Raw genomic sequence first — 4,750 nt, 5'->3', positions numbered from 1 at the left:
GCCAGACGCAAACCCCAATCGAGCAGATAACCAATCGCGCCAATAACGAGAATCACCGCCATCAACTCCGAATAAGCGAGTCGATCGCGTGTATCGAGAATATAATAGCCCAAACCCGCACTAACCCCCAGCATTTCCGCCGGGACAAGAACGATCCAGATAATACCTATAGCCAAACGGAAACCAGTTAAGAGATGGGAGAGGATCGCAGGCAGAATAATCTGGAAAACCGTTTCCCCTCGGGTAGCACAGAGACTGCGGGCTAAAGTCAACCAAGAGAGATCAACCGCATTAACCCCAGCAGCCGTATTGAGAAGGATCGGCCAGATGGCCGCCACCGTCAGCAAAAAATACACGGGTAGATCACCAATTCCCAAAACCATCACCGCTAAAGGCATCCAAGAAAGGGGCGAAATCATGCGTAGAAATTGAAATAGGGCTGACAAAGCCGATTCAAGGGAGCGATACAACCCGATTAATACCCCCAACGGCACACCGATGGCACTAGCGAGGGCCAAGCCCACAATAACCCGGCGGCAACTGGTGAGGATATGGGGCATAATCTCCCCCCCAACAAAAAGACGTAATAAAGCGACAAAAGATCGCTCAGGGGAAAAATCATTTAAAATCGGGTTTGAGTGCCATAGAGGACTGGTAAATAGCCACCAGAGCAATAATCCAAAACCGATACCCCATAAGGGTAGTAAAGCTCTTGGCGGGGAGGTCAAAGATTGTGACTTCATAGGTTCGGATTCTTAAAATTTGATCGTCTCGATGCGGGAGAGATTATTCGGTAAGCCGAAAGCTTTCGGTCCGCCCACCTGTTGCAAGGCATTACGGACAAAAGAGTCATCCACGAGATCCCGCGCCACCTGTCGGGGTTGCAGTTTTTGGAGAAAATCCGTATTTCCTTCTACCTGAGTGGTTTTGAGCAAGCGTACCAGTTCCGACCTATAGGAAGGGAAAGGATAGGGCTGGAAATCGATCCGGTTGACCTGCCAAGCTGGATTCTCGATCGCCCCGTCTTTCTTATAGAAATTGCGATCGTAGTAAGTAAGCGCCCGTTGCAATACTGGCAGCGGGTGAGGCGTATATTTTCCACCATCTTTAGAGAGAATCCGGGCCACTTCGGAGCGATTGCCCCGGGACCAGAGTTGAGCTTTAACGAGGGCGTTTACCACCCTCTGCGTCCATTGTTTCCGTTGCCTAATATCCTCCTCGTGAACAAAGACAACGCAACAGGCGTGATTCTTCCAGACATCGCCGGTGAAACGGAGAACCCTACCGGTTTTGAGATTTTCCGCCGCCGCGTTGAAAGGTTCAGCAACGATATAACCACCGATGCTCTTATTGGCGAGGGCTGATACCATATCCGGGGGCGGGAGAACCACTAGATTAACCTCGTTAGACGCGATCGGCGCGTCCTTGGCTTTGCGAACTATTTTCAGCCCGTTACGTTGTAAGAGTTGTTGCAAGACCAAATTATGAATGGAATACCAGAAAGGAACCGCGATCGTTTTGCCTCCCAATTCCCTGGGATTTTCAATATCGGGAAGGACGGTGAGGGCTGAACCGTTGGTATGGTTCCAAGCAACGATTTTAGCGGGGAAATTGCGCCCGTAACGAATCCAGATCGAGGTGGGAAAAAGAACGTGAATAACGTTCACCTGCCGGGCGAGAAAGGCCTCAACAATCTGCGCCCAAGAGCGGAATAGGCGCGGTTGTTCGGCAGTTAAACCTTCCGCTTGATAAAGTTTTCGCGAGTGGGCCACCAATAGGGGGGCGGCATCCGTAATCGGTAGATAACCGATTTTCACAGGCTGATCGTTGGCATTGGCGTTAACGGGGAGATTCCAATTATCGGCGGCGATCGCTGCCCCGAAGGAACTGGTAAACAGTGCCGAAAGTTTCAGGAAATCTCGACGGCTCATGCCGCAACAAGCACAATTATCGTGTAGGTTCATAGATTTACAGTGTCATCACAAGGGCTAATTCTTGAAAAATTGACCGGCGTAGATCACTCAAAAGCTTGGCTGACTCGAAACGGGGTTTCGGCATCGTGATCGTCCATTCTCGGCGGATGCCCACCGGATGACGGCCCATGAGAAGAACTCGATCAGCCACTAATAGGGCCTCGTCGATGTCGTGGGTAACGAGGAGAACCGTGCTGTTATAGAGAGCTATGACTTCTAGGAGGAGTTTTTGCATCTCGAAACGGGTGATCGCGTCGAGGGCGCTAAACGGCTCATCCAGGAGGAGGAGAGAGGGGCGGCGGGCGAGGACGCGGGCTAGAGAAACTCTCTGAGCCATACCGCCCGATAGTTGATGAGGATAGGCACGCTCGAAGCCCTCTAGTTTGACGCTTTTAACGGCGGTGTGAACCCTTTCGCGTAATTGCTGATGATCGAGGCGGGGCATCCGCTTTAATTTCAAACCAAAAGCCACGTTTTGCCAAACGGTTAACCAAGGTAAAAGGGCGGGGGATTGAAAGACGATCGAGCTGCGGATGTCTGGTGCTTGTAGGGGTCGTGAGTGCAATTGTATTTCTCCGCCATCGGCACTTTGCAAACCAGCGGCGGTAGCAAGGAGGGTAGATTTACCGCAACCACTGGCCCCAAGCAAACAAACCACCTCACCGGAGCGCACCTGTAGGTTAATATCCTCAAAAACGGTACGGTAGCCATGGCGGGTTTTATAGCGTTTGTGGAGATTTTTGAGGCTGAGGACGGGGTAATCAGTGGCGATGCTCATTCCCTCACCCCCGCTCGATCGAGTTCGCCAGTGAGAATTTTATCGGTAGAGGACTGACGTTGTAATTCTCTTTCTAGTTGAATCAGGCTCGGAGTTAACACCGGTAAAAAGGCGACCTCGCGCAGCCGTCGGGCCGTGTCGCTATTACGGAAATAGCCTTTTCCTCCCTTAATTTCCGCTTCTAACCATACGGATTCCACCGCTAACCGGGTAATGTCCACTCTGAGGGTGAATAGTTGGCGTGTCCCTCCGAGATCGAAGCTTTCTAGGGTGCTGAATTGCTCGATTTTCTTTTCTAGACGAGTCAGACGCTCCCGGGCGAAGAAATAACGATCGCTGGCTACCGCTGCCTTTCCCCCTAAACTTTTCTCTGTCTCCCCAAGGGATTTACGCGTAATGCCAAGGGCCAGTCCGCATTGTAACAGCAAGAAACAGGGGCGGACTGAGGGTAAAAATTTTGCTGCTTCCAAGCTGATAATCCAGTCGTGAGATAACTGAACTCGATCGAATTCAAGGGTACTGGTGCGGGAAGCTTGTAAACCCAATAATTGTAGGTCTTCACCCCGTTTTAACCCCTCTGCGAAGGAGGGAAGGGCGAGGATAAGAGTTTGTCCAGATCTAGTTTGAGCGGCAACGGCCACTATGAATTCTCCCTTAGAGTCGAGGTTAGAGACCCAGGGCAGGAAGCCATTAACAGTGACGTTTTCCCCCTCGATCTTTGCTTGTAAACGCAGCTCCTCGATACCGCCGAGGTACTTCATCGCGTTGGAGAGTCCTGTCGCTCCGGCTATCTCTCCCTTGAGAACAGCTGGTAGAATTTTGTTTTGTAGGTAAGTGTTATTACTGGCGGCCAGATATTGAATGAAGACGCGCTGACACCAGAAAACAAAACCGGTGGTCAGGCAGCATTGGGACACAGAGGAGATCGCCTCTACTGCCTGTAATAAGGAGCCACCCCGGCCTCCTAAGCTTTCAGGTATAGCATAGCCGAACCAGCCCGATTCTCCTAGCTTGGTTAGGGCCCAACCGACGTTGAGATTAGCTGTACCGTTGTTGAGGTCAGTGGCTCTTTCTTCCAGAAAAGAAAGGATTTCGGAGCCTCGATCAAGCATAATTGTTTTCTCCTAGGGGTGAATATTTTCAATCGAGGTCAAACTATCTATAGGTGCGCCGACCACTTCTCTGGCTCTTTTTACCGCCGCTTCATCGGGACTATCGTAGAAACAGAGACATTTACTCAAGTCTTCGCAAATATATGTAGGGTTTGCTGAATAAATCTAAAAACCTTATCCAACAAGGTTTTTAGACTTTTTTGACCTCAAAAAGTGCCGACCATTGGAGTGATTGGGGGGAAAATTCAGGTACTTTTTCCCTGAAAATTAGGTAGTTGACCACCTGAAAATCGATAAAACCCCACACCCCACACCCCACACCCCACACCCTGCCCCCAGGAAAAACTTTTTCAGCAAGCCCTAAATAGGGACAGAATCAGGGTTCCCGAGGATACTTTATCTCGGCTGATTTCTGAGAGCCTTGTAAATCAAGACTAAAGATATAGTTGCACAGGGGTAACGTCGCTTTACCGTAAACTTTTTCAGCTTGTCCGAGCGGGATTCCTAGTTCGATATCTTCAACAGTGCCATCGTTGGGATTCTCTGTCTGAATGATTCCCATCGGAAACATAAAAAAGAACTTGATTCCTTGCTCACTCTACCATTTCAGAAGTTTAATAAATCTCAGATTATGACCTTCTAAAGTATAGCTTGTAATCACTTGCTCGAATGAATTAGCATGGTGCGTTCCCAAAAATCTATCGGTGCGGCAGTAGGAGCCACATTAGGGAACGCACCCTACAGCGATGGCGTACTGCTACGCAGTGCCTTCGGCATCGCACTAACCCTAACAACAATTTTTGATTTTTACCAGAGGTCTATTGACTGAATGATGGGATGTAATATTTCAATAACCAGCATTTTCTTGGTGCTTGAGCTATACAATG

The 4,750-nt window shown here is 49.6% G+C and carries 7 protein-coding genes and 1 pseudogene; 2 read left to right on the top strand and 6 right to left on the bottom strand.

Annotated elements, in window-relative coordinates:
- From PX481_RS01135 to PX481_RS01110, 6 genes are all read right to left on the bottom strand, one after another.
- A partial coding sequence (locus PX481_RS01135; protein ID WP_288093232.1) for an ABC transporter permease occupies positions 1-743 on the bottom strand: 743 nt, incomplete at its 3' end.
- Between the two features lie 12 nt (positions 744-755).
- A complete protein-coding gene (locus PX481_RS01130; RefSeq protein WP_288093229.1) occupies positions 756-1,964 on the bottom strand; it encodes an ABC transporter substrate-binding protein in 1,209 nt (402 codons plus the stop codon).
- 4 nt (positions 1,965-1,968) lie between these two features.
- The gene (locus PX481_RS01125) at positions 1,969-2,751 is read right to left on the bottom strand and encodes an ABC transporter ATP-binding protein (protein ID WP_287665263.1); all 783 of its coding nucleotides are present in this window, start codon (positions 2,749-2,751) and stop codon (positions 1,969-1,971) included.
- On the bottom strand, positions 2,748-3,863 hold the full coding sequence (locus PX481_RS01120; protein WP_288093225.1) for an acyl-CoA dehydrogenase family protein: 1,116 nt from the start codon (positions 3,861-3,863) through the stop codon (positions 2,748-2,750). Before PX481_RS01120 ends, PX481_RS01125 begins: the two co-directional genes overlap by 4 nt.
- A 12-nt stretch (positions 3,864-3,875) precedes the next feature.
- Positions 3,876-4,004: a nickel-binding protein gene (locus tag PX481_RS01115; RefSeq protein WP_256378313.1), complete on the bottom strand. Its 129-nt coding sequence runs from the start codon at positions 4,002-4,004 to the stop codon at positions 3,876-3,878.
- A 235-nt stretch (positions 4,005-4,239) separates the two neighbouring features.
- Positions 4,240-4,425: a hypothetical protein gene (locus tag PX481_RS01110; protein ID WP_223212981.1), complete on the bottom strand. Its 186-nt coding sequence runs from the start codon at positions 4,423-4,425 to the stop codon at positions 4,240-4,242.
- Here PX481_RS01110 and PX481_RS01105 point away from each other — a divergent pair.
- Positions 4,372-4,506, top strand: a pseudogene (locus PX481_RS01105) (IS630 family transposase); the annotation flags it as partial. The gene PX481_RS01110 and the pseudogene PX481_RS01105 overlap by 54 nt on opposite strands.
- 36 nt (positions 4,507-4,542) lie before the next feature.
- On the top strand, positions 4,543-4,692 hold the full coding sequence (locus PX481_RS01100) for a hypothetical protein (RefSeq protein WP_162528344.1): 150 nt from the start codon (positions 4,543-4,545) through the stop codon (positions 4,690-4,692).
- Positions 4,693-4,750 lie beyond the last annotated feature (58 nt).

The sequence above is a fragment of the Microcystis sp. M53603_WE2 genome, assembly GCF_030065435.1.
The sequence above is the reverse complement of the archived record's forward strand: the minus strand, read 5'-3'. Positions and strand labels throughout refer to the sequence as shown.